The sequence below is a fragment of the Klebsiella sp. G-Nf4 genome (assembly GCF_002810615.1).
GTDB lineage: Bacteria > Pseudomonadota > Gammaproteobacteria > Enterobacterales > Enterobacteriaceae > Klebsiella > Klebsiella variicola.
In genome coordinates this window covers 53,724-78,048 of the sequence record NZ_PION01000006.1, presented here as the reverse complement: position 1 = coordinate 78,048, position 24,325 = coordinate 53,724, and the positions used below count along the sequence as shown (strand labels likewise).

22 protein-coding genes and 1 pseudogene are annotated in these 24,325 nt (G+C 58.8%); 9 read left to right on the top strand and 14 right to left on the bottom strand.

Annotated features, from left to right (window positions below):
* Positions 1-12: 12 nt before the first annotated feature.
* Positions 13-1,167, top strand: a complete 1,155-nt coding sequence (locus CWM57_RS13780; RefSeq protein WP_100676145.1) for a lactonase family protein — start codon at positions 13-15, stop codon at positions 1,165-1,167.
* Between the two features lie 22 nt (positions 1,168-1,189).
* A complete protein-coding gene (locus CWM57_RS13775; protein ID WP_100676146.1) occupies positions 1,190-3,100 on the top strand; it encodes a BglG family transcription antiterminator in 1,911 nt (636 codons plus the stop codon).
* A 17-nt stretch (positions 3,101-3,117) separates the two neighbouring features.
* Here the strand turns inward: CWM57_RS13775 and nrdG are convergent, their stop codons facing one another.
* From nrdG to CWM57_RS13755, 4 genes and pseudogenes are all read right to left on the bottom strand, one after another.
* Entirely contained in the window at positions 3,118-3,582 is a 465-nt protein-coding gene (gene nrdG / locus CWM57_RS13770; RefSeq protein ID WP_061155975.1) for an anaerobic ribonucleoside-triphosphate reductase-activating protein, read from the bottom strand.
* A 249-nt stretch (positions 3,583-3,831) separates the two neighbouring features.
* A complete protein-coding gene (nrdD, locus tag CWM57_RS13765) occupies positions 3,832-5,970 on the bottom strand; it encodes an anaerobic ribonucleoside-triphosphate reductase (protein WP_100631250.1) in 2,139 nt (712 codons plus the stop codon).
* A 357-nt stretch (positions 5,971-6,327) separates the two neighbouring features.
* On the bottom strand, positions 6,328-7,071 hold the full coding sequence (locus CWM57_RS13760; protein ID WP_100676147.1) for a MurR/RpiR family transcriptional regulator: 744 nt from the start codon (positions 7,069-7,071) through the stop codon (positions 6,328-6,330).
* A pseudogene (locus tag CWM57_RS13755) lies at positions 7,059-7,247 on the bottom strand (hypothetical protein). Before CWM57_RS13755 ends, CWM57_RS13760 begins: the two are co-directional and overlap by 13 nt.
* Positions 7,248-7,332: 85 nt before the next feature.
* Here CWM57_RS13755 and CWM57_RS13750 point away from each other — a divergent pair.
* The 3 genes from CWM57_RS13750 to celB all read left to right on the top strand — a co-directional run bounded on the left by CWM57_RS13750 (position 7,333) and on the right by celB (position 10,418).
* A complete protein-coding gene (locus tag CWM57_RS13750) occupies positions 7,333-7,641 on the top strand; it encodes a PTS sugar transporter subunit IIB (RefSeq protein ID WP_012737232.1) in 309 nt (102 codons plus the stop codon).
* A 91-nt stretch (positions 7,642-7,732) separates the two neighbouring features.
* A complete protein-coding gene (locus CWM57_RS13745) occupies positions 7,733-9,040 on the top strand; it encodes a 6-phospho-beta-glucosidase (RefSeq protein WP_100631251.1) in 1,308 nt (435 codons plus the stop codon).
* Positions 9,041-9,065: 25 nt separating this feature from the next.
* Complete coding sequence (gene celB / locus CWM57_RS13740) at positions 9,066-10,418, top strand: PTS cellobiose transporter subunit IIC (protein WP_074387245.1); 1,353 nt, start codon at positions 9,066-9,068, stop codon at positions 10,416-10,418.
* Positions 10,419-10,474: 56 nt separating this feature from the next.
* Here the strand turns inward: celB and treC are convergent, their stop codons facing one another.
* From treC to treR, 3 genes are all read right to left on the bottom strand, one after another.
* A complete protein-coding gene (gene treC, locus CWM57_RS13735; RefSeq protein WP_074387244.1) occupies positions 10,475-12,130 on the bottom strand; it encodes an alpha,alpha-phosphotrehalase in 1,656 nt (551 codons plus the stop codon).
* 51 nt (positions 12,131-12,181) lie between these two features.
* Entirely contained in the window at positions 12,182-13,600 is a 1,419-nt protein-coding gene (gene treB, locus CWM57_RS13730; RefSeq protein ID WP_008807131.1) for a PTS trehalose transporter subunit IIBC, read from the bottom strand.
* A 131-nt stretch (positions 13,601-13,731) separates the two neighbouring features.
* Positions 13,732-14,679: a trehalose operon repressor TreR gene (gene treR / locus CWM57_RS13725; RefSeq protein WP_048331331.1), complete on the bottom strand. Its 948-nt coding sequence runs from the start codon at positions 14,677-14,679 to the stop codon at positions 13,732-13,734.
* A gap of 113 nt (positions 14,680-14,792) precedes the next feature.
* Between treR and mgtL the strand changes: the two genes are divergently transcribed.
* The 3 genes from mgtL (at position 14,793) to CWM57_RS13710 (ending at position 20,319) form a co-directional block, all read left to right on the top strand.
* Positions 14,793-14,912, top strand: coding sequence for a mgtA regulatory leader peptide MgtL (gene mgtL, locus CWM57_RS28435; protein WP_353074613.1), 120 nt, complete (start codon positions 14,793-14,795; stop codon positions 14,910-14,912).
* Positions 14,913-15,057: 145 nt separating this feature from the next.
* Positions 15,058-17,766 (top strand): magnesium-translocating P-type ATPase, encoded by a 2,709-nt coding sequence (mgtA, locus tag CWM57_RS13715; RefSeq protein ID WP_074387242.1) that lies wholly within the window; start codon positions 15,058-15,060, stop codon positions 17,764-17,766.
* 159 nt (positions 17,767-17,925) lie between these two features.
* Entirely contained in the window at positions 17,926-20,319 is a 2,394-nt protein-coding gene (locus CWM57_RS13710) for a beta-N-acetylhexosaminidase (protein WP_100676148.1), read from the top strand.
* 57 nt (positions 20,320-20,376) lie between these two features.
* Here the strand turns inward: CWM57_RS13710 and ridA are convergent, their stop codons facing one another.
* The 5 genes from ridA to CWM57_RS13690 all read right to left on the bottom strand — a co-directional run bounded on the left by ridA (position 20,377) and on the right by CWM57_RS13690 (position 22,468).
* Positions 20,377-20,763: a 2-iminobutanoate/2-iminopropanoate deaminase gene (ridA, locus tag CWM57_RS13705; protein WP_061155965.1), complete on the bottom strand. Its 387-nt coding sequence runs from the start codon at positions 20,761-20,763 to the stop codon at positions 20,377-20,379.
* A 152-nt stretch (positions 20,764-20,915) separates the two neighbouring features.
* On the bottom strand, positions 20,916-21,377 hold the full coding sequence (gene pyrI / locus CWM57_RS13700) for an aspartate carbamoyltransferase regulatory subunit (RefSeq protein ID WP_100676149.1): 462 nt from the start codon (positions 21,375-21,377) through the stop codon (positions 20,916-20,918).
* Positions 21,378-21,391: 14 nt separating this feature from the next.
* On the bottom strand, positions 21,392-22,327 hold the full coding sequence (pyrB, locus tag CWM57_RS13695) for an aspartate carbamoyltransferase (RefSeq protein WP_100631254.1): 936 nt from the start codon (positions 22,325-22,327) through the stop codon (positions 21,392-21,394).
* Between the two features lie 2 nt (positions 22,328-22,329).
* Positions 22,330-22,389 (bottom strand): pyrBI operon leader peptide, encoded by a 60-nt coding sequence (locus CWM57_RS28325; protein WP_227650304.1) that lies wholly within the window; start codon positions 22,387-22,389, stop codon positions 22,330-22,332.
* Entirely contained in the window at positions 22,364-22,468 is a 105-nt protein-coding gene (locus CWM57_RS13690; RefSeq protein ID WP_012969080.1) for a pyrBI operon leader peptide, read from the bottom strand. The genes CWM57_RS28325 and CWM57_RS13690 overlap by 26 nt, the downstream gene beginning before the upstream one ends.
* Before the next feature lie 194 nt (positions 22,469-22,662).
* Between CWM57_RS13690 and CWM57_RS13685 the strand changes: the two genes are divergently transcribed.
* The gene (locus tag CWM57_RS13685; RefSeq protein ID WP_061155962.1) at positions 22,663-23,115 is read left to right on the top strand and encodes a YhcH/YjgK/YiaL family protein; all 453 of its coding nucleotides are present in this window, start codon (positions 22,663-22,665) and stop codon (positions 23,113-23,115) included.
* Between the two features lie 61 nt (positions 23,116-23,176).
* On the opposite strand, the gene argF is transcribed toward CWM57_RS13685, so the two are convergent.
* Positions 23,177-24,181, bottom strand: a complete 1,005-nt coding sequence (argF, locus tag CWM57_RS13680; RefSeq protein WP_100676150.1) for an ornithine carbamoyltransferase — start codon at positions 24,179-24,181, stop codon at positions 23,177-23,179.
* Entirely contained in the window at positions 24,151-24,246 is a 96-nt protein-coding gene (gene argL / locus CWM57_RS28430; RefSeq protein WP_370736902.1) for a putative translational regulatory protein ArgL, read from the bottom strand. Before argL ends, argF begins: the two co-directional genes overlap by 31 nt.
* Positions 24,247-24,325: the final 79 nt, after the last annotated feature.

Here is a 24,325-nt window from a genome sequence, read left to right as displayed (position 1 = left end):
CAAGGAGTTGCTATGCCTGTCGCTCGTCATCTGCTTGTCGCTTCACTGTCCCTGTTTGCCGCCGCCGCGGGCGCCGCGCAAACCCACTATGCCTGGGTAGGTACCTATAATCCCAATGGCGAAGGTCTATACCGCTTTACCGTCGATGCCAACACCGGTGCGCTGCATGACAAGGCGCTGGTGAGCGCGTTGCCAAACGTCGCGCAGCTGACCGTGTCGCGCGATGGCAAAACGCTGTATGCCGCCAGTGAAGTCGAAAAAGGCGTCGTGCAGGCGTGGCGCATTGAGAAGAATGGTGAGTTGACCGCACTCAGCCAGGTTGCCTCCGGCGGCGCCGGGCCGGTGTATCTCTCCCTGACACCGGATGGTAAACATCTGCTGGTGGCCAACTACGTCAGCGGGAGTATCGCGGTGCTACCGGTGAAAGAAGATGGTAGCCTGGGCGAGGCAGTGGACAAGCATCAGGATGAAGGCCCGGCAGGCGCCGAACGCCCGGCGGCGGCCGTCGAGGGCAGCTTCGCCATCAGCGATCACAATGGCCCGCACGCCCATATGATCGCCGCCGATCCCAGCGGGAAATTTGTTTACTCCACCGATCTGGGGCTGGATCGGATCTATCAGTACCGGCTGGATAGCGCCAGCGGTAAGCTGACGCCGAACGATCCGCCGTTCATCGCTGCTTCGTCGCCGGGCGCCGGCCCACGCCACTTCGTCTTTACGCCAAAGGGCGACGGCCTGTGGCTGATCAACGAAGAAGCGTCGACGCTGACTTTCTACCATCTGGATAAGCAAAGCGGCCTGCTGCGCGAAGGCAAAACCGTCTCCGCGCTGCCGAAAGAGTATAAGGGTACCAGCTTTGCCGCCGGCCTGGCGCTGAGCAACGACGGCAAGCAGCTGTACGTCGCCAACCGCCTGCACAACAGCATCGCCCACTTTAGCGTGCTGGCGGATGGCCGCCTGAGCCACCAGGAAGATATCTGGACGCGTGGGGATTACCCCCGTACGCTGACCCTGGATAATCAGGGGCAGTGGCTGTACGTCATGAACCAGCGTAGCGATAATATTACCCGTTTTAGCGTGGCGCCGAAGGATGGCAAATTAACCTTTGCCTCCGACTACACGCCGGTCGGTAGCCCATCGCAGATGGTGATATCCGCCCAACCCTGAGCCGTAACCACAAGGAACTGACATGCGATTTCCCAACCAACGCTTAGCGCAACTCTTCACCCTGCTGCGGAATGAAACGCTGCCGCAGGATGAGCTGGCGCAGCGGCTGTCGGTTTCCACCCGTACCGTGCGCGCCGATATTACCGCCCTGAATGCGCTACTGGCGCAGTATGGCGCGCAGTTTATCCTCAACCGCGGCAGCGGTTATCAACTGAAAATTGATAACCCGGCGAGCTTTCAGGCGCTGGAGGCGACCGCGCCTAAGACGCAGCACGTGCCGCGAACCGCCCAGGATCGCATTACGTTTCTGCTGGTGCGCTTCCTGACGTCGGCGTTCTCTATCAAACTGGAAGACCTGGCGGATGAGTGGTTCGTCAGTCGCGCGACGCTGCAAAATGATATGGTCGAGGTGCGCGAGCGCTTTCAGCGCTATCAGCTCACCCTTGAAACCCGCCCGCGCCACGGCATGAAGCTGTTCGGCAGCGAAGTGTCGATTCGCGCCTGCCTGACCGATCTGCTGTGGGAGCTGGCCCAACAGGGCGGTATCAATCCGCTGATCGGCGCCGAGGCGCTGGAGGCGGAAGTGCCTGCGCTGCTGGAGCCGATGCTGCAGGAGACGCTCACCCGGCACCATATTCGCCTCACTGATGTCGGTGAGCGCTTTATCTGCCTGTACGGCGCAGTGGTGGTGCGCCGCGTCAGCGAAGGCTATCCGCTGGCCGATTTCAGCGCCGAAGATGTGGCGCAAAACGTCCGCGACGCCGCGCGCGATTTGGCGGGAGAGCTACAGCGGCTGGCCGGAAAGCCCTTCTCGCCCGCCGAAGAAGAGTGGCTGTGCGTGCATCTCGCCGCCCGTCAGGTGCAGGACGTCGACCCGGAAACCATCAGCGCCGACGACGACGAAGCGCTGGTGAATTACATTCTGCGCTACATCAACAGCCAGTATAACTACAACCTGCTGGACGACGCCCAGCTGCACGCCGATCTGCTGACCCACATTAAGACCATGATCACCCGCGTGCGCTATCAGATAATGATCCCCAATCCGCTGCTGGATAACATCAAACAGCACTACCCGATGGCCTGGGATATGACCCTCGCCGCGGTTTCCAGCTGGGGGAAGTACACGCCTTATACCATCAGCGAAAACGAAATTGGCTTCCTGGTGCTGCATATCGGCGTCGGGCTGGAGCGCCATTACAACATCGGCTACCAGCGTCAACCGCAGGTGTTGCTGGTGTGCGATACCAGCAATGCGATGGTGCGGATGATCGAAGCGATCCTGCAGCGCAAATATCCGCAGCTGGAGATCGCCGCTACGATTTCCCAGCGCGAATACGAACAGCGGGAAGCGATTGAGGCGGATTTTGTTATCTCCACGGTGCGCATCAGCGAAAAAGACAAACCGGTGGTGACCATCGCGCCGTTTCCCACCGACTATCAGCTGGATCAGATCGGCAAGCTGGTGCTGGTGGACCGTACCCGTCCATGGATGCTGAATAAGTACTTCGATGCCGCCCACTTCCGGGTGGTCGATAAGCCGATGGATCAGCAAACGCTGTTCGCTGAGCTGTGCCAGCAGCTGCAGCAGGAAGGCTTTGTTGACGCCGAGTTTCATGCTTCGGTGGTCGAGCGTGAGGCGATTGTCAGCACCATGCTCGGAGATGGCATTGCGCTGCCGCACTCCCTGGGACTGCTGGCCAAAAAGACGGTGGTCTATACCGTTATCGCCCCGCAGGGCATCGCCTGGGGCGACGAAACCGCCCATATCATTTTTCTGCTCGCCATCAGTAAGCGCGAGTATGAAGAGGCGATGGCCATCTACGATATCTTCGTCACCTTCCTGCGCGAGCGCGCCATGAGCCGCCTCGCCGCGACCCGCAGCTTCGATGAGTTTAAAACGGTGGCGATGGAGTGCGTCAGCCGGTTTTGAGAGGCTGACGGAGGGGATTAACGCAAATGATGTACCACCTGGTTGCTGCTACCGCGCCAGATCAGCGCCGGGTCTTTTAAATCCTGCACAAACTTACCGTCGACCAGCACGTTGATCAGGTTCACCACCTGCATCTGCGCCTCATTCAGCTCATCCAGTTTATAGCCGGTCCAGACCCAGATATCTTTGCCGGGGCATTCGGCGCGCACGCGCTGAACCAGTTTGAGGATCTCCGCGATGTTTTGCGGATGCAGCGGATCGCCGCCGGAGAGTGAAATCCCCTGGCGCTTGATACGCGTATCGTTGAGGTCGGCAATGATGCGGTCGGCCATCTCGGTGGTAAACGGCATACCGGAGTTCACCCGCCAGGTGCTTTTGTTGTAGCAGCCGGGGCACTCGTGGACGCAGCCGGAAACAAACAGGGTGCAACGGGTGCCGGGGCCGTTGACAATATCTACCGGGTAGTACTGATGGTAATTCATTTTTCGCTTCTCAATTAACGCCATAGCCGCGTTGGCTGCGCTCGCTCACCCCAGTCACGTACTGAATGTACGCTCCCGGGAATTCCCTCGTTTGCCGCCTTGCTCTGACGCTAATTGCTTTGCGAAAACGAAGGAATGCGGCCATTTCCCGGGTCGCGGCGTTCCGCCTTACCCGGGCTACCGGACGGTGCAAAACAGTAGCCCGGATAAGGCGCTGCGCGCCGCTATCCGGGAAAAGCGCATTGGTCTTTAACCGATCTGCCCATTGCCCAGGTGCTTAACGCGGCGCTTCACTTCTTCCTGCTTGCCGGCGTTGAACGGACGCGCGTCCGGGCTGCCGAGATAACCGCATACCCGACGAGTAACCGACACGCGGGCAGCGTCGTGGTTACCGCATTTCGGGCAGGTAAAGCCCTTGCTGGTGCACTCGAACTCGCCGGTGAAACCGCACTCGTAGCATTCATCGATCGGCGTATTGGTGCCGTAGTACGGCACGTGTTCATAGCTGTAATCCCACACGTCTTCCAGCGCCTTCAGGTTGTGCTGGATGTTCGGGTACTCGCCGTAGCAAATGAAGCCGCCGTTGGCCAGCGGCGGGTACGGCGCTTCGAAATCGATCTTGTCGTACGGGTTGACCTTCTTCTCGACGTCAAGGTGGAAGCTGTTGGTGTAGTAACCTTTATCGGTCACGCCCTCCACCACGCCAAACTCGGCGGTGTCGAGACGGCAGAAGCGGTCGCACAGGTTTTCGCTCGGCGTGCTGTACAGGCTAAAGCCGTAGCCGGTCTCTTCCTTCCACAAATCGACGGCGTCGCGCAGGCGCTGGACGATGGCTACACCTTTCTCACGCAGCGCCTTGCTGTCGTACATATGTTGATTGCCGTACAGCGCATTGATGGTCTCATGGATACCGATATAGCCCAGTGAGATGGACGCGCGGCCGTTTTTGAAGATCTCGGAGACATCATCGTCGGCTTTCAGCCGCACGCCGCAGGCCCCTTCCATATACAGGATCGGTGCCACGCGGGCCTTCACTCCTTCCAGACGGGCAATACGGGTCATCAGCGCTTTGCGCGCCAGCTGCAGGCGCTCGTCCAGCAGCGCCCAGAAGGCGGCTTCGTCGCCTTTCGCTTCCAGGGCGATACGCGGCAGGTTGAGGCTAATCACGCCGAGATTGTTGCGGCCGTCATGCACCTGCTCGCCGTTCTCGTTTTCCCACACCCCGAGGAAGCTGCGGCAGCCCATCGGCGTTTTAAATGACCCGGTGACTTTCACCACCTGATCGTAGTTGAGGATATCCGGGTACATGCGCTTGCTGGCGCATTCCAGTGCCAGCTGTTTGATGTCGTAGTTCGGGTCACCGAACTTGTGGTTAAGACCGTCGCGAATGGCGAAGACCAGTTTCGGGAACACCGCGGTTTTGCGATTTTTACCGAGGCCGGCAATGCGGTTACGCAGAATCGACTGCTGGATCAACCGCGATTCCCAACTGGTGCCGAGGCCGAAACCAAAGGTGACAAACGGCGTCTGACCGTTGGCGGTATGCAGCGTGTTGACCTCATATTCCAGCGACTGGAAGGCGTCGTAGCACTCTTTTTCGGTACGGGCGCGGGCATAGCCTTCGGCGTCCGGGATCTGCCACTCTTCGGCGATTTTACGATGCTTTTTGAAGCTTTCGGTGACGAACGGCGCCAGCACTTCATCGATACGGTTGATGGTAGTGCCGCCATAAATATGGCTGGCGACCTGGGCGATGATCTGCGCCGTCACCGCGGTGGCGGTAGAGATAGACTTCGGCGGCTCGATCTCCGCGTTGCCCATCTTAAAGCCCTGGGTCAGCATCCCTTTCAGATCGATCAGCATGCAGTTGAACATCGGGAAGAAGGGCGAATAATCGAGGTCGTGATAGTGGATCACGCCGCGCTCGTGGGCCATCACCACATCGTGGGGCAGCAGGTGTTGCCGCGCATAGTGCTTGGCGACGATACCGGCCAGCAGGTCGCGCTGGGTCGGGATGACTTTACTGTCCTTGTTGGCATTTTCATTGAGCAGCGCGGAGTTGGTCTGCTCGACGAGGCCGCGGATCTCCTGATTGAGGCGGCCGCGCTTCTCGCGCTGGCTATCGCGGTCATGGCGATACTCAATGTAGGCGCGCGCCAGCTGCTTATAGGGGCCGGACATCAGCTGGTTTTCTACCGCAGTCTGGATCTCGTTGATGTCGACCTGGGCGCGGCCCTGCATTTGCTGGCTAACGACTTCTGCGACGGTGGCGCAATAGTCTGCGTCATCGACTCCCGCTGCTTTAGCTGCACGTAGAATTGCTTCCTGAATGCGCTCTGACTTGAACGGCACTTTACAGCCATCACGTTTCATCACATGCGGTGTCATGATCACTCCATATATAGAACAGGTTATCCACAGAGGCGGAGGTTATTCCAAAGACGCGCCACACTACGGCTAGTGCCGTTTGCCTTCAGATCCGGCCCGTTTTATCCACATCTCATCACCGCCAGACATCGACAAGATATGGTGACATAATAGACGATTAATACAACATGTAGGGCCGGGACGCATTTTAAGTTCTATATGTAGTGATTTGCATCAAAGATGTTTGCGATTTTATTGACCCAGAACAAGGTAAAAAGGTGAGAGTACGGATGATGGGCGCTGGCACGAAATGTAAATTTAGGTGCTTAAAATACAAGCAAAAATGGGGCCCGCTCACGCATGGAGCGGGCAGAATTTTCAGGCAATCAACGTATCGTTAAGCAGATCGACCAGCAGCAGCAGGGCGTAGCGGGCCTGCAACGGGTTGGCGGGGAGAGGAAGGATGATGCTGGCCATATCGGTAAGCGCGTGTTGTTCCGGCGTCAGGGCAACAATGGTCACTCCTTGCGTACGCGCCTGCAGGGTTGCGCTCTGCAACACGGTGCTGGCCTCAGCCGTGGCCAGCACCAGCAGCAGGTGATCGTCATTGAGGGTGCTGGCGGTCATCCGCATCAGCGCCGTATCCTGGCAGAGGTTAATCGCGATGCCGGAGGGCAGCAGCTGATGCTGGAGCAGGGCGGCCAGTGTCACATCCTGCGTGCCAAGGGCGAAGCAGTGCACCGCGCGGGCGCTAAGCAGGCGCGATTTACACTTTTCCACCGCCGCTTCCGTGGTATGGCCGAGCTGGCGGGTTAGCGTATCGCCGAGGCTGCTCAGTTTATCGCGCCAGGCGACGGGCAGGGCGGCGCTATCCGGCGTTAGCCAGCTGGCGCGCCGTTCGCTGGCCTGGGCCAGCTGTTTACGTAAATCGCGAATATCATCGCAGCCTACCGAGCGGGCGAAGCGGGTGATGGTCGCCGGACTGACTCCGGCGCTGGCGGCCAGCTCGTCAATGGAGGCGCTGGCGGTAAAACTAAGATTTTCCAGAATAAAGGCGGCAACGCGCGACTCCTGAGCGCTAAAGCGGACTAATCCTTCCTGCAACTGACCTACGATATCCATCCTGATGTTCCCTTTGGCAGAACCCGGCAATGAAAATATTTTTCAATTATCGACTGCCTCTCTTTATAGCACCCGCGCTCGGCATTTCCTATGGTCGTGACTGTGAATGGTTATGCCGATGCGGAAAAGATGCGCAAAAATTGAGCCTCGATCACATCGGTGAAAATTATTTTCATATAGCCTTCACTATCACACAATATTAACAATATAGTCGCACTAGCCGTGAGGGCTGAAGCGATAAACACGCCAAGGGGAAGCGCAATGCCACGAATCGTACTCTGTTGTGCCGCAGGCATGTCGACCAGCATGCTGGTGAATAAAATGAAAGCGGAGGCCCAGCAACGCGCGCTGGCGCTGGAAATCTACGCGGTGGCAGTGGCGGAATTTGAACGCGAATTGCCGAACGCCGACGTTATCCTGCTTGGGCCGCAGGTCAAATACGAAGCCGGACGTCTGACCGCGCTGGCAGCGCCGCAGGGCAAAGCCGTTGCGGTGATCGATATGGCCGACTACGGCATGATGCGCGGCGCCGCGGTGCTGGATAAAGCGCTGGCGCTACTCGAACACTAATTTTCTCACCCTATTTTTTATCATCATCACGTGCGGTCCTGGCGATCGCGCGCGGCGCTCTGCATGCCGAAAAATGCCAATAGAGGTCACTATGCAAGCACTGAAAATCGCCGTTATCGGTGGCGGTAGCAGCTACACGCCGGAGCTTATTGAAGGGATTATCGTTCGTTATGAGCAGCTTCCAGTGACAGAACTGGCGCTGGTGGATGTCGAATCCGGCCGGGAAAAGGTTGAGATCATTGCCGCGCTGACCCGGCGGATGTTGAAACATAAAGGGCTGGAGCAGGTGGCGGTCAGCGTCCACTTTACGCTTGATGAGGCGATTCGCGGTGCCAGCTTTGTACTGACTCAGCTGCGTGTCGGACAGCTAGCGGCGCGCGCCGCCGATGAGCGGTTGGGGCTCAAATATCACCTGTTGGGCCAGGAGACTACCGGCGTTGGCGGATTCGCGAAGGCACTGCGGACGATCCCGGTGATCCTTGAGGTGGCGCGCAAAGTGGAACAGCTGTCGCCGGAAGCTTTCATCCTCAACTTTACTAACCCGGCGGGGATCGTCACTGAGGCAGTTAGTCGCTATAGCAAGGCGAAGATCATCGGCCTGTGCAACGTGCCGATCAACATGCAGCACATGATCGTCGGCATGTTGGGCGCGCAGGCGTCCGAAGTGAAACTGCGCTTTGCCGGGCTCAACCATATGGTCTGGGTGCATAAGGTGATGCAGGGGCGTGAGGATGTGACCGGCAAGGTAATCGACATGCTGTGCGACGGCAAGGCGCTGTCGATGAACAACATTAAAGAACTGCCGTGGCCAGCGGAATTCTTACGCGCGCTGAAGGCGATTCCGTGCCCTTATCATCGCTATTTCTGGCTGACGCCGGCGATGCTGGCGGAAGAGATCGCCGCAGCGAAAACCAAAGGCACCCGCGCCGAGCAGGTGATGAAGGTCGAGCAGGCGCTGTTTGAGTTATATGCCGACCCGCAGCTGGAAGAAAAACCAGAGCAACTGAGCTTTCGCGGCGGCGCTTACTACTCGGAAGTGGCCGTTGAGCTTATCAACGCGATACACAATAACCTGGGCACGGAGATGGTGGTAAACACCCGCAACAACGGCGCGATTCACGGCCTGGATGATGATGCGGTAGTGGAAACCAACAGCATTATTGATGCACAAGGGGCGCGGCCGCTGGCGTTCGGTCCGCTGCCGCCGGCGATGAACGGCCTGACCCAGCAGGTGAAAGCCTTTGAGCGGCTGACGATTGAAGCCGCGGTACATGGCTGCCGCGAAAGCGCGCTGCTGGCGCTGGTGACCAACCCGCTGGTCGGGAACGTCACCGATGCCCAGGCGCTGCTGGATGAAGTGTTAACAATAAACCGTCAATGGCTGACGCAATTTAACTGACCGCTATTTCCCTCGGGAGCACACCATGTCGAATACAAGCTGGATTGAACGTTACGTCATGCCGGCGGCGCTGAAAATCGCCGGGCAAAAGCACGTCCTGTCGGTACGCGATGGCATCATTCTGAATATGCCGTTTATGCTGATTGGCTCGTTTTTCCTGATTTTCGCCTACCTGCCGATCCCCGGCTATGCCGACATGATGAGCGGCCTGTTTGGCGACGTCTGGCGCGATAAAATGCTGTACCCGGTGAAAGCGACCTACGACATCATGGCGCTCATTTCCAGCTTCGGCATCGCCTACCGGCTGGCGGAGAAGTACCGTACCCTCGATCCGCTGAGCGCCGGGGCCATGTCGCTGGTGGCCTTCATGATGACGATTCCGCAGAATACGCTGTTTACCCCGGTACACGGTGCGGCGGAGGTGATTAAAGGGGTGATCCCGGTGAGTATGGTCGGCAGTCAGGGGCTGTTCGTCGCCATCGTCATTTCGCTGCTGTCGACGGAGATTTACCGTTTGGTCGCCAGCCGCAATCTCGTTATCCGCATGCCGGACGGTGTGCCGCCAGCGGTGGCGAAATCGTTCCTGGCGCTGATCCCCGGCTTCTGCGTGCTGGCGGTGGTGCTGGCGCTGCGCCTGGCGGTTGAGGCCTCGCCGTTCGGCGACATCAACAGCATGATCGCCACCCTGATCGGTATTCCGATGCATCACGTCGGCGGTACGCTGCCGGGGATGATTATTTCGGTGATTGTGATTGGTATTTTGTGGACGCTGGGCCTGCACGGCGACGCGATTGTGCTGGTGTTTATCCAGCCGGTGTGGCTGTCGAATATGTCAGAGAACCTGACGGCCTTTCAGAACGGCCAGCCGATCCCGCATATCATTACCCAGCAATTTTACGACCTGTGGATTGCCCCCGGTGGTACCGGCGCGCTGCTGGGGCTGGTGATTTTTATGCTGCTGCGTAGCCGAAGTCAGCAGATGAAACAGCTGGGGAAAATCGCCGCGCCGGGAGCGCTATTTAATATCAGCGAACCGATGGTATTCGGTATCCCTCTGGTGATGAACCCCTACTTTTTCCTGCCGTTTATTTTAACCCCGGTGCTGCTGGTGATCGTTTCCTATACCGCGATGGCCATCGGGCTGGTGGCACCGCCTGCGGGGATTGCACTGCCGTTCACCACGCCAATTTTCATCAGCGGCTATCTGGCGACTGGTGGTCATATCTCCGGCACGGTGCTGCAGGTAGTGAATTTAGCCATTTCGCTGGTGGTCTATTATCCGTTTTTCCGCGCCTGGGATCGGCTGAAGGCAAAAGAAGAGCACGCTTCGACGCAGCCGCAAGCGAGCGTTATCCTTCCTGACGCTGACCGCGCGTAATCTCCAGCCCCACGAACCGGTAGCCCCGGTGAGCGTAGCGCCACCGGGGAAAAGCTTTACTCCTGCAACCACCATACCGCTTCGAATGGCCGCAGCGTCATTGCCGCCGGGCGGTTGGACGTTTCCGCATAGTTACCAATCAGTACCCGCCAGTCGCCGGACATTTCTGGCGGCTGCCATGGCTGGAACTCACGGCTCAGGTTGGCGGCGACCACCAGAGTCTGCCCCTGCCACTGACGGCGATAGCACCACAGCGATGGATGTTCCGGCAGGAGATCCTGGTAATCGCCCCAGGTCAGCAGCGGCAGGGTTTTACGCAGCGTAATCAGCTGCTGATAGGCATAAAACACCGAATCGGGGTCCGCCAGCGCCGCCTCAACGTTGATCTCTTGGTAATTATCGCCAAGGCCGATCCACGGCTCACCGTCGCTAAAGCCGCCGTTCTCGCCGGCGTGCCAGGGCATCGGCGTGCGGCTGTTGTCGCGCGACTTACTGGCGAGGATTGCCAGCAGTTCGTCCGGGCTTTGCCCCTGCGCTGCGCGTTCGATAAACATATTGTGGCTTTCGACGTCGCGATAGTCGCTGATGTTGCTGAAGTGCGGGTTGGTCATGCCGATCTCTTCGCCCTGATAGATATAGGGCGTGCCCTGCATGCCGTGCAGCACCATCGCCAGCATCTTCGCCGCCGGCACCCGGTACTCGCCTTCGTCGCCAAAGCGCGACACGATGCGCGGCTGATCGTGGTTACACCAGAACAGCGCGTTCCACGCCCGATTGTGCATCCCCTGCTGCCAGTGGCGGAACAGCGCTTTCAGCGCCACATAGTCCGGGCGGGCGAGGGTCCATTTTTCACCGCCGGGATAATCGACCTTTAAATGGTGGAAGTTAAAGGTCATCGACAGCTCGCGGCCGTCCAGCGCGGCGTACTGCTGGCAGTGCTCCAGCGAGGTGGAGGACATCTCGCCGACGGTCATCAGGTTACGGGGAGTAAAGACATCGCGGCTCATCTCCTGCAGGAATTCATGCACCCGCGGGCCGTCAGTGTAGAAGCGGCGGCCATCACCCTCCGCATCGCAGGGGAAGGTCTGGTCTTTCGAGATCAGGTTGACGACGTCGAGGCGCAGACCGTCGACGCCGCGGTCGGCCCAGAATTCGCAGACCTTTTTCAGCTCAGCGCGTACCGCCGGGTTCTCCCAGTTGAGATCCGCCTGTTCAATGGCGAACAGGTGCAGATAATACTGCCCGCTGTCGGCGTGCCACTGCCAGGCGTTGCCGCCAAATTTGGAGCGCCAGTTGTTCGGCAGCGCGTCCGGTTCGCCGTCGCGCCAGATATAGAACTGCCGGTAGGGACTCTCCTTATTCAGCGACTGACGGAACCATTCATGCTCGGTCGAGGTATGGTTCAGTACCATATCCAGCACGATGCGGATACCACGGGCCTTCGCCTCCGCCACCAGGGCGTCAAAGTCGGCCATCGTGCCGTAGGAGGGATCGATAGCGGTGTAGTTCGCCACATCGTAGCCGTTATCCACCTGCGGTGAGACATAGAACGGCGTCAGCCAGATGGCGTCGACCCCAAGCTTCTGCAGATAGTCGAGGCGGGAAGTGACGCCGCGCAGATCGCCAGTACCGCTGCCGGTGGTATCCTGAAAACTCTTCGGATAGATTTGATAAATAACGCCGTTTTGCCACCAGTGGGGAAGATGATTCATAGTGCTTTCCTGCTGCAACGAGGGGCGCCAAAGGCGCCCCGAAAGAAGAAGTTAGACAATCTGCAAGGTGCCCTGACGGTACTTGCGCTGATACACCACGGTGGTCAGGATAATCGGCACCACCACCGCAATAGCCATCGCCATGGCGTACACCTGCCAGTAGGTTGGCTGGATGGAGAGGATGCCCGGCAGGCCGCCGACGCCGATGCCGTTCGCCAGCACGCCGTTCAGGCCGCACAGCAGGCCGGCGAGGCCGGAGCCGATCATCGCGCACAGCATCGGGAAGCGGTACTTCAGGTTGATACCGTACATCGCTGGTTCGGTAACCCCGAGGTAAGCAGAGATTGCCGCCGGCACCGAGATTTCGCGTTCATTCTGTTTACGGCTGGCAATAATAATGCCGACCACCGCCGATGCCTGGGCAATGTTGGACAGCGCAATCAGCGGCCACACCGGGGTGCCGCCCATGCTCTGGATCATCTGCATATCGATAGCGAGGGTGGTCTGGTGGACACCGGTAATCACCAGCGGCGCGTAGAGGAAGCCGAACAACGCGGCGCCGATCGGCGCAAAGCTGCCGGTTAACAGGTGGCGTACCGCGAAGGCCACGCCGTCGCCGATCAGGCGGCCGAACGGACCAATGATGGCGTGCGCCAGGAACACCGCGAGGATCAGCGAGCAGACCGGGACAATGACCAGGTAGAGGTAGTCAGGCACGATGCGCTTGAGGCGCGTCTCGATAAAGCCGAGCGTCAGGCCCGCCAGCAGGGCCGGGATCACCTGCGCCTGGTAGCCGACTTTGGCAATCGTAAACAGGCCGAAATTCCACACCTCCGGCACCTGCTGGCCGAGGAGATAGGCGTTCATCAGCTGCGGGGAAACCAGGGTGACTCCAAGGACGATCCCGAGGATCGGCGTGCCGCCCATCTTCTTCACTGCTGACCAGCAGATCCCCACCGGCAGATAGAAGAAGATCGCTTCGCCAATCAGCCACAGGAAGTCATAGATGGTTTTCAGCGACGGGTGCATCTGAGCCAGCGTCTGGCCGTTGCTCATGGGTAAGTCGCCGATGACGTTACGGAAACCGAGGATCAGACCGCCGCTGATTAGCGCCGGCAGCAGCGGGAAGAAGATCTCGGCAAAGTGCGAGATCAACTGCTCATGCCACTTCATATTTTGCCGCGCGGCCTGCTTGACCTGCTCTTTATCGGCGGAGGTCTGGCCGGTGGTAGCCAGCAGGGCCTTGTAGTAATCGCCCACCTCGGTGCCGATGACCACCTGGAACTGCCCGGCGTTAGTGAAGCATCCCTTCACCATGCGCAGCTGTTCAATCTCTTTTGGTTTGGCGATGGCCGGGTCGTTCAGCACAAAGCGCAAACGGGTAATACAGTGGCTGACGGTGGCGATGTTGCCGCGCCCGCCCACCAGTTCGATCAGTTTATCGATGTCCTGCTGGTTTACTTTGCTCATGATGAAGCCTCAAAAACAGAGGGGAGAGATGCCGTTTTTTACCTTGAGGGCATCCTAACCGTTTCGTTTGATTTGCAAAATGGGAACGTTCCCGAAACCCGGCGACGATCACATAAATCGTCCGAACGAGATTAATTCAGGGCGGCGGGAATCACGATCTGGCGGGGATCGACGCTACCGGCGATCTGCTCGATCAACTGCCGGGCGGCCCGGCGTCCGGACTCGGCATAGCCGGGATCGACGGTCAAGATTTCCGGGTGGAGAAACTTCATCAGCGGCGTGCTGCCGACGCTGGCGAGCTGCAGCGCAGCGCGGCCCTGCTGCTGGAGGTACTTGCTGGCGCCGAGGGCGAGGGTATCCGTCGCGCAGACCAGGGCGCTGGTTTCGGCCGTCAGCACGCTGGCGACGGTGTCATACCCCTGCTTCATGCCCAAGCCCGGCAGAGCGGCGGTGGGCGTCAGGCGATGCTTTTTACAGAAAGCGAGGTAGGCGAGATGGCGGCGTTCGCCGGTGGTGACGTCGCTGTGCGGTACGCCAAGAAAACTGATGTGGCGATGTCCGCGATCGTAGAGCCGCTGCATCAGCAGCGTGATGGCGCCTTCGTCGTCATAGCACACCGAGGCGAAACCGGGGGCGTCGCGGGCCATCAGCACCAGCGTATCGCGCCAGGGGGCGAGCATCGCCTCATCAATGCCGGTAAATCCGAACAGCACCACGCCGTCAATATTACGCCGGGCGAGCATGCCGAGATGCTCTTCCACCAGTCCAGGAGAGAACTGGCTCTCCATCATAATCGGATCGTAACCCTGCTCATAAAAGGCGGGCAGCATGGTCTGCACGGCAAGGTTTTCCGACAGAGAATCCAGACGGGTGACGATAATCGCCACCACTTTATCGCTCTGGCCACGCATGGCGCGGGCGGAGCGGGAGGGGGAGAAACCGTGCTGCTGCATCACCGCTTCGACGCGCTCGCGGGTCCGTTCGCTGACCCCGCTCTCGTTGTTGAGGACGCGGGATACCGTCGATTTTCCTACGCCGCTTAAACGCGCGATATCTTTGATGGTCAGCCGGTTCTGCATGCGGAATTCTCGTCAGGGTTGGTAGAAGTGAGCCTAATGCTACTCAACCAAACCGCAATGAGCAAAGTCTGGTTTACGTTCGGTTTAGTTGCGCGGGCTTATCATCGCCATAAATGCCACACATGTCTCAACGAGCGCGCTATAATCCGCGCCGTTTATATTCACTTACCGGAGAATTTATGGACCCCGATCCCACTCCTCATCCTCGATGGAGCAACCTTTCTTTCCGGTAAGCCTGTTTAACACTGCTTTACCGGAAAGCGTAAAGCAGTGACGTCCTTGATGTCCCTGCCATAAAAATTACATGCCTGACAGGTAGGCTTTGCTACGCCTGTTGGCAACGCTGCGTTCGCTCGCGCGAGCGCGGAGGGACTGTTTATGTTGAAGAATTATACCCGGCAGCTGTTCGCGCAGCTTAGCCGCCATCTGCCACGCCGTTTGGTCCAGCGCGATCCGCTGCCTGATGCCCGTAACCTGACCAGCGTGCCGATCCCGGACTCGCTCGGCAAGCGCTGCCTGGACGTTGCGGCGATGGATGACCAGGAGATCTGGCGCGCCTTTGACAGCCACCCTGAAGGGCTCAATGAAGGCGAAGTGGCGGCAAAGATCCTCAAACATGGTGACAACCAGATCCCGGCGCAGAAGCCCTCGCCGTGGTGGGTGCATCTGTGGACCTGCTATCGCAACCCGTTCAACCTGCTGCTGACGGTGCTCGGCATCGTCTCCTATTCCACCGAAGATCTGTTCGCCGCGGGCGTTATCGCGCTGATGGTCGGCATCTCGACGCTGCTTAACTTCATCCAGGAAGCGCGCTCGACCAAAGCGGCGGATGCGCTAAAGGCGATGGTCAGCAATACCGCCACGGTGCTGCGGGTGGTGAACGAGCAGGGAGAGAGCCGCTGGCTTGAACTGCCCATCGACCAACTGGTGCCAGGAGATATCGTCAAGCTGTCGGCGGGAGATATGATCCCGGCGGACCTGCGCATTATTCAGGCACGCGATCTGTTTGTCGCTCAGGCCTCGCTGACCGGCGAATCGCTGCCGGTGGAGAAAGTCGCGCGCAGTCGCGACCCGCTGCAGCAGAACCCGCTGGAATGCGACACCCTGTGCTTTATGGGGACCAACGTGGTGAGCGGCTCGGCGCAGGCCATCGTCTACGCCACCGGCGGCAACACCTGGTTCGGCCAGCTGGCCGGGCGCGTCAGCGAGCAGGAGAGCGAACCGAACGCCTTCCAGAAGGGCATCAGCCGGGTCAGCATGCTGCTGATCCGCTTTATGCTGGTGATGGCCCCGGTGGTGCTGTTGATTAATGGCTACACCAAAGGCGACTGGTGGGAAGCGGCGCTGTTCGCGCTGTCGGTGGCGGTCGGCCTGACGCCGGAGATGCTGCCGATGATCGTCACCTCGACGCTGGCGCGCGGGGCGGTGAAGCTGTCGAAACAAAAAGTGATCGTCAAACACCTCGACGCCATTCAGAACTTTGGTGCGATGGATATTCTCTGCACCGATAAAACCGGCACCCTGACTCAGGACAAGATCGTGCTGGAGAACCACACCGATGTCTCCGGGAAGTCCAGCGAGAGAGTGCTGCATACCGCCTGGCTCAACAGCCATTACCAGACCGGGCTGAAAAACCTGCTCGATACCGCGGTGCTGGAAGGGGTGGAGCTAGAGGCCGCCCGCGGCCTTGCAGAGCGCTGGCAAAAGGTGGATGAGATCCCGTTCGACTTCGAACGCCGCCGCATGTCGGTGGTGGTGAAAGAGCAGGACGACGCGCATCAGCTGATCTGTAAAGGGGCGCTGCAGGAGATCCTCAACGTCTCTACTCAGGTGCGCTATAACGGCGAAATCGTACCGCTGGACGACACCATGCTGCGCCGCATCCGCCGGGTGACCGATACCCTGAACCGTCAGGGACTGCGGGTGGTGGCGGTGGCGACCAAATACCTGCCGGCGCGCGAAGGCGACTACCAGCGCGCCGATGAATCCGACCTGATCCTCGAAGGCTATATCGCCTTCCTCGATCCGCCGAAAGAGACCACCGCCCCGGCGCTGAAGGCGCTGAAGGCCAGCGGCATCACGGTGAAAATCCTCACCGGCGATAGCGAACTGGTGGCGGCGAAGGTGTGCCATGAAGTGGGGCTGGATGCGGGCGAAGTGGTGATTGGCAGCCAGATTGAAGCCATGAGCGACGACGACCTGGCAGCGCTGGCGAAACGCACTACGCTGTTCGCGCGCCTGGCGCCGCTGCATAAAGAGCGCATCGTGACGCTGCTGAAACGCGAAGGTCACGTGGTGGGCTTTATGGGCGACGGCATCAACGACGCCCCAGCGTTACGCGCGGCGGATATTGGCATCTCGGTTGATGGCGCGGTGGATATCGCCCGCGAGGCGGCGGATATCATTCTGCTGGAAAAAAGCCTGATGGTGCTGGAGGAGGGGGTGATCGAAGGCCGCCGCACTTTCGCCAACATGCTCAAGTACATCAAAATGACCGCCAGCTCCAACTTCGGCAACGTCTTTAGCGTGCTGGTGGCCAGCGCCTTCCTGCCGTTTCTGCCGATGCTGCCGCTGCACCTGTTGATTCAGAACCTGCTGTACGATGTCTCCCAGGTGGCGATCCCGTTCGATAACGTCGATGATGAGCAGATCCGTAAACCGCAGCGCTGGAACCCGGCCGATCTCGGGCGCTTTATGGTCTTCTTCGGACCGATCAGCTCGATTTTCGATATCCTCACCTTCGGCCTGATGTGGTGGGTGTTCCACGCCAATACCGTGGAGATGCAGACTCTGTTCCAGTCCGGCTGGTTTATTGAAGGGCTGCTGTCGCAGACGCTGATTGTGCACATGATCCGCACCCGGCGTATTCCGTTCGTTCAGAGCCGCGCCGCGTGGCCACTGTTCGCCATGACGCTGGTGGTGATGGCCGTGGGCATTGCGCTGCCGTTCTCGCCGCTGGCGGGCTACCTGCAGCTGCAGGCGCTGCCGCTGAGCTACTTCCCGTGGCTGGTGGTGATCCTGGCGGGCTACATGGTGTTGACCCAAACCGTCAAAGGGTTCTACAGCCGTCGCTACGGCTGGCAGTAATGGTTTCGCCCCTTTGCCGTTCGGCAGAGGGGCTTACCGGTATTTCTCTTAAATCTCATCAAGTTGTGAAGTCCGTCATCGCCATGTGTTGACGCAATTTTGTGCGCATGTTAACCCAATGTTTTGCTTTTTTTTGGCCCGTCATAAAAAGGAACATTGATGCTTAACACCGTGCGTTACAGTCTGCTAACCAGCGGAATAGTACTGAGCAGCATGGCGCTTGCCGCCCCGGCCGGCGATCTGCCGCTGATGCCGTGGCCCGCCCATGTGGAGCGCCCGCAGGCGCAGGGGGCGCTGGCGCTAAATAATCAGCTAACGCTCAACGTCAGCGGCGACGATCTGGGCGAGGCGGCTAACCGCTGGCGAGAACGCCTTGCGCGGCAAACGGGCTGGACGCTACAGCCGCAGACGGCGCCGGCGAAAAGCCCAACCATTAACGTTATCGTCAGTAAGAAAGTGCCTTTCCTGCCGCAGCCGGATAGCGACGAAAGCTATCAGCTCGAGGTTAACGCTGAGGGCGCTACCCTGAAAGCGAATACGCGTTTTGGCGCGCTGCGCGGCATGGAAACGTTGCTGCAGCTGGTGCAAAACGGCCCTGACGGCACCACTATTCCTTACGTCACTATTGATGATGCGCCGCGCTTTCCGTGGCGCGGACTGCTGCTGGATTCCGCCCGCCACTTTATGCCGCTGTCGGCGCTCAAAAGGCAGATTGATGGCATGGCGGCAGCAAAGCTTAACGTGCTGCACTGGCATCTGACCGACGATCAGGGCTGGCGTTTCGCCTCCAGCCGCTATCCGAAGCTGCAGCAGCAGGCCAGCGACGGCCTGTTTTATACCCAGGCGCAGATGAAAGATATCGTGCGCTACGCCGCCGAACGCGGCATTCGCGTGGTGCCGGAAATCGATATGCCGGGACACGCCTCGGCGATCGCCGTGGCTTATCCGGAACTGATGAGCGCGCCGGGGCCTTACGCGATGGAGCGCCACTGGGGCGTGCTGAAACCGGTACTCGATCCGACGAAAGAAGCGACCTACGCCTTTGCCGAGGCGATGGTCAGCGAACTGACGGCTATCTTCCCCGATCCGTATCTGCATATTGGCGGCGATGAAGTGGATGACAGCCAGTGGCGCGCCAATCCGGCCATCCAGAAATTCCTCAAAGAGAAGGGGCTGGCGGACAGCCACGCGCTGCAGGCGTACTTCAACCGGCGGCTGGAGACGCTACTCGAAAAACATCACCGGCAGATGGTCGGCTGGGATGAGATTTACCATCCTGATTTGCCGAAGAGCATTCTGATCCAGTCGTGGCAGGGGCAGGACGCATTGGGCGACGTCGCTAAACACGGCTATCGCGGCATTCTCTCCACCGGTTTTTATCTCGATCAGCCGCAGTACACCGCTTATCACTATCGTAATGAAATTATTCCGCAGGGGCTCAACGGTGTGGATACGATAACTGATAGCGACAGCGCTCAGAGCTGGCAGTTTTCGATGTCGCGCCTGAAGGGCAGCGCGGTAGAGGGCAGCTTTACGCTGGTAAAAGGCGATAGCGGCTGGCGCGGATTTATTGATTTTAAAGGTAAATCACGCCGCGCGGTGCAGGATATCGAATGGCTGGGCGACAATCAGGTGACATTCCGCGTCGATACCTGGATGGGGGAAACCCGCCCGGTGCTGACCATTAACGACGACACGCTCGGCGGCTACTTCCTCCTCGGCAACACGCGCTATCCGGTTGACGGCAAGCGGCTGGACGCTGTGCCGGAGGGCATTCAGCCGACGCTGCCCGACGCGCAGCAACAGAAGAATCTGCTCGGCGGTGAGGCGGCGCTGTGGGCGGAGAACGTCGCCGCGCCGGTGATCGACATCAAGCTGTGGCCGCGGGCTTTTGCGGTGGCGGAGCGGCTCTGGTCGGCCGAGGACGTCAAAGACAGCGACAATATGTATCAGCGCCTGCAGGCGATGGATAGCTGGTCAACGGTCTCCGTCGGCTTGCAGCAACATGCCCAGCAACTGGAGCAGTTCACCCGGCTGGCGAACAGCGGCCATACGCTGGCGCTGCAGATCCTCGCCGAGGCGCTGGAGCCAGCGCACTACTACACCCGCCAGCACCTGAAGTTCCAGGCGAACAATTATCATCAATTCGAACCGCTTAACCGGCTGGCCGATGCGCTACCGGCGGAGAGCGATACTGTACGCAGCCTGAATCAGTGGGCGGAGCGGCTGATCAGCGATGCCGAAGACACTGAGAGCGCTGATGCGCTGCGCCACGTCTTTACCCGCTGGCAGAACAACAGTGGCGATGCGTTGGCGCTGACCGACGGCAACTATCAGCTGGCAGCGATGAAACCCATTGTGCAGCAGGTTGATAAGCTGGCGAGTCTGGGGCTGCGCTTGACCGATCTGGTGGTACGGCAGGGAACGCTGGACGATAAAGAGTACGCCTCCATTCAGGCGCAACTGGATAGTGCGGCGAAAACCCAGGATGAACTGGTGATTGCGGCGGTCTATCCGCTGGAGAAACTGTTGCGGGCAACGAAGATAAAATAGGGTAATTCCCCCACCCCGTGGATGACGCAAGCGCCTGGGGTGAGGGCAGTGAAGCGATTAGCGACGGATCGCGATGGCTTCGATCTCGATCTTCACGTCTTTCGGCAGACGTGCGACTTCCACGCAGGAGCGCGCCGGGAAGGTGGCATTGTGCTCGGTGAAGAACGCTTCGTAGGTGGCGTTAACGGTAGCGAAATCGTTGAGATCTTTCACGAAAACGGTGGTCTTGACGATGTCGCCAACGGTCAGGCCTGCAGCTTCAACGATCGCTTTCACGTTGTTCAGCGACTGGCGCGCCTGCGCGGACACGTCTTCCGGGACGCTGCCGGTTTTCGGGTCGACCGGGATCTGGCCAGAGGTGATGATCATGCTGCCCAGGTCAACGCCCTGAACGTATGGGCCAATTGCTGCTGGTGCATTTTCCGTCGCAATAGTTTTGCTCATGTTATCTCCAGATGAACTGAGTAATGTTACGCAAAATCATTCAGGTTGCCGCCAGAGGGTAAGCGCTGTGCCGCCGGCGCAGACGCCGCCTGAAGGACGAAGCGTAGGGTGGTAGCCATTATAGGGAGGCCTACCACCAATACCAACCGCATTTAGTTGGCCAGCACCACATAATGAGAAAACTCTTTTTCACAGTATTTGCATTTGAGTGCGATGTCATCAGCGCGTTTTTTCACTGCAAAACTGGAAGAAACCGGTTCGGCGTGGCTGATACAGTTGCTGTTCGGGCAGACCAGCACGCTGTCAATGCGATCCGGCAGGCTCGGGCGGGATTTGCCCACCACTTCGTACTCATCAATGCGGTTTACTGTCGCCTGCGGGGCGTACAGCGCCAGCTGGTTGACCTGCTCGTCGGTGAGGAAGGTATTTTCGATTTTAATTAAATCTTTACGGCCCATCTCACCGGAGGGCAGGTTCAGGCCGATGGTGATACGCTGGTCGGTTTCGGTCAGTTTGAACAGGGTGAGCAGCTTAAAGCCGACCTGCGCCGGGATATGGTCAATCACGGTGCCGCGTTTAATGGCTTCTACTTGCAGTTTATTGTCGTGTGTCATCTCTCATTTCCCCCTTACAGTGCCAGCTCGCTATTCAGTACCAGTGCCAGTAACGCCTGGCGGGCGAAGATGCCATTGCCGGCCTGCTGGAAGTACCAGGCGTGCGGCGTTTTATCGACATCGGTGGTGATTTCGTCAATGCGCGGCAGTGGGTGCAGCACCTTCATGTTGGCGCGCGCCCCTTCGAGGTCGGCGGCGCGCAGGACGAACTGCGCTTTCACGTTGGCGTATTCCGACGGATCCAGACGCTCTTTCTGCACGCGGGTCATGTACAGAATATCCACTTCCGCCATCACATCGTCGATGGCGCTATGCACGCTCCAGGCGATACCTTTTTCATCCAGCATATCGAGGATGTACTGCGGCATGGCCAGCGCGTCCGGGGCGATGAAGTAGAAGCGGTTGCCGCTGAATTTCGCCAGCGCCTGGGTCAGGGAGTGGACGGTACGGCCATACTTCAGGTCGCCGACCATCGCCACGTTGAGGTTCTCGAGGCGGCCCTGGGTCTCCTGAATGGTGAACAGATCGAGCAGGGTCTGGGTCGGATGCTGGTTGGCGCCGTCGCCGGCGTTCAGCACCGGCACGCCGCCGGAAAATTCGGTCGCCAGGCGCGCGGCGCCCTCCTGCGGATGACGCATCACGATGGCATCAACGTAGGTGCTGATGACGGAGATGGTATCCGCCAGGGTTTCCCCTTTTTTGCCCAGCGAGGTGTTGGCGCTGTCAGAAAAGCCGACCACGCTGGCACCCAGACGGTGCATCGAGGTTTCAAAAGAGAGACGGGTACGAGTCGAGGCTTCAAAGAAACAGCTGGCGATAACCTTATGCTTCAGCAGCTCGGGTTGCGGATTGGCTTTCAGCTTTGCCGCAGTCGCCAGCACCAGTTCGAGGTCTTCGCGGCTGAGATCGTTTATGGAAATGATATGTTTTTGATATAGCGGGTTAGCCATGCTTATCTCCTGACGCCTGGGCAAAAAAAAAGCCCCTTAAATAAGGGGCTTCGGGAATCCAATGAGCAACGGAAAGAAAAACGCCAGGCCAGCGTCTGCGTTCAGACGCGCTAAGACAGAATGTCGTACGCAATTGGCCATGCTTCCTCCCGGCAAAACGACTGGCATTATACGCAGACCGTTATGACGATCAAGCGATTCATTCACAAACAGGTAATCGTTTGCCTGCAGAAAAGTGCGCCAGCGCAAAGAACCGTGAAACTGTACTGGTATGGCAGTGGCAATGGGGGTATAAAGCAGTAAAATGAAATGCTGTTTTATATTCGAGGTAAGTGATGATTATTGGCAATATCCACCATCTGCAGCCATGGCTGCCTGCCGCGCTGCGCGAGGCCATTGAGCACGTCATCGCCCATGTCAACGAGGCGACGCCGCTGGGTAAACACGATATCGACGGCAATAACCTGTTTTATCTGATTTCCGAAGATACCACTGAGCCGCAGGCCGCGCGCCGGGCGGAATATCATGCCCGCTATCTCGATATCCAGATTGTGCTCCGCGGCATCGAGGGGATGACTTTCAGTGCCTTACCGGCAGGAGAGCCACAGACCGACTGGCTGGCGGAGAAAGACATCGCTTTTCTTGCCGAAGGCCAGCAGGAGAAAACGGTGATCCTCAACGAAGGGGATTTTGTGGTGTTTTATCCCGGTGAAGTGCATAAACCGCTGTGCGCCGTAGGCGCCCCGGCGAAGGTGCGCAAAGCGGTAGTGAAGATGTTGATGGCGTAAAATGGTGAGCCGAATCCCGGATAAGCGCCGTGCTATCCGGGATGTGGCCACAAGCGAAGGGCTACTTACCCAGCGTCGCCACCATCACCGCTTTGATGGTATGCATCCGGTTTTCCGCCTGGTCAAACACCACGCTCGCCGCCGACTCAAACACCTCGTCAGTCACTTCCATGCCGCCGTGCAGGCCGTAATCGGCGGCCATCTGTTTGCCCAGCGTGGTCTGGTCGTCGTGGAATGCCGGCAGGCAGTGGAGGAACTTGACCTGCGGATTGCCGGTCAGCGCCAGCATCGCACTGTTAACCTGATAATCGCGCAGCAGGGCGATACGTTCGGCCCATTTTTCCTTCGCCTCGCCCATCGAGACCCAGACGTCGGTATAGATAAAATCGGCGCCTTTCACCCCCGCGGCGATATCTTCCGTCAGGGTGATGTTGCCACCCTGCTGTTTGGCCAGTGCCGTACAGGTCTCCACCAGCTGAGACTCCGGCCAGCAGGCATATGGCGCTACCAGGCGCAGATCCAGACCGGTCAGCGCTGCGGCTTCGAGCATCGAATTGCCCATGTTGTTGCGCGCATCGCCGGCGTAGACCAGCGTCATCTGGTTAAAGGCCTTGCCCGGCAGGTGCTCTTTCATCGTCAGCAGGTCCGCCAGCAGCTGGGTGGGGTGGAACTCGTTGGTGAGGCCGTTCCACACCGGCACGCCGGCGTATTGCGCCAGCGTCTCCACCACCTCCTGGCCGTGGCCGCGATATTGAATGCCATCGTACATCCGCCCGAGCACGCGGGCGGTATCTTTGATCGACTCTTTATGGCCAATCTGGCTACCGCTTGGCCCCAGATAGGTCACGCGGGCGCCCTGGTCGTATGCGGCAACTTCGAAAGAGCATCGTGTACGGGTTGAGTCTTTTTCGAAGATGAGCGCGATGTTTTTCCCTGCCAGTTTCTGGACTTCGATACCGTTTTTCTTATCGGCTTTGAGCTTTGCCGCCAGCTCGAGCAGGGCGGTGATTTCTGCAGGCGTAAAATCGAGTAACTTTAAAAAATGCTTCTGGTAAAACGCAGACATGGTTCCCTCACCTGGCATAGGCCACTAATTGAATTAAAATTCAATTTATATGTATGAATATTCATTTGCAAGTCTGTGATCGAAATCTTTCACTGAGAAGTGGAGGCAATGACGGCGGTATGTGACAATAGGGACAACTGCCGC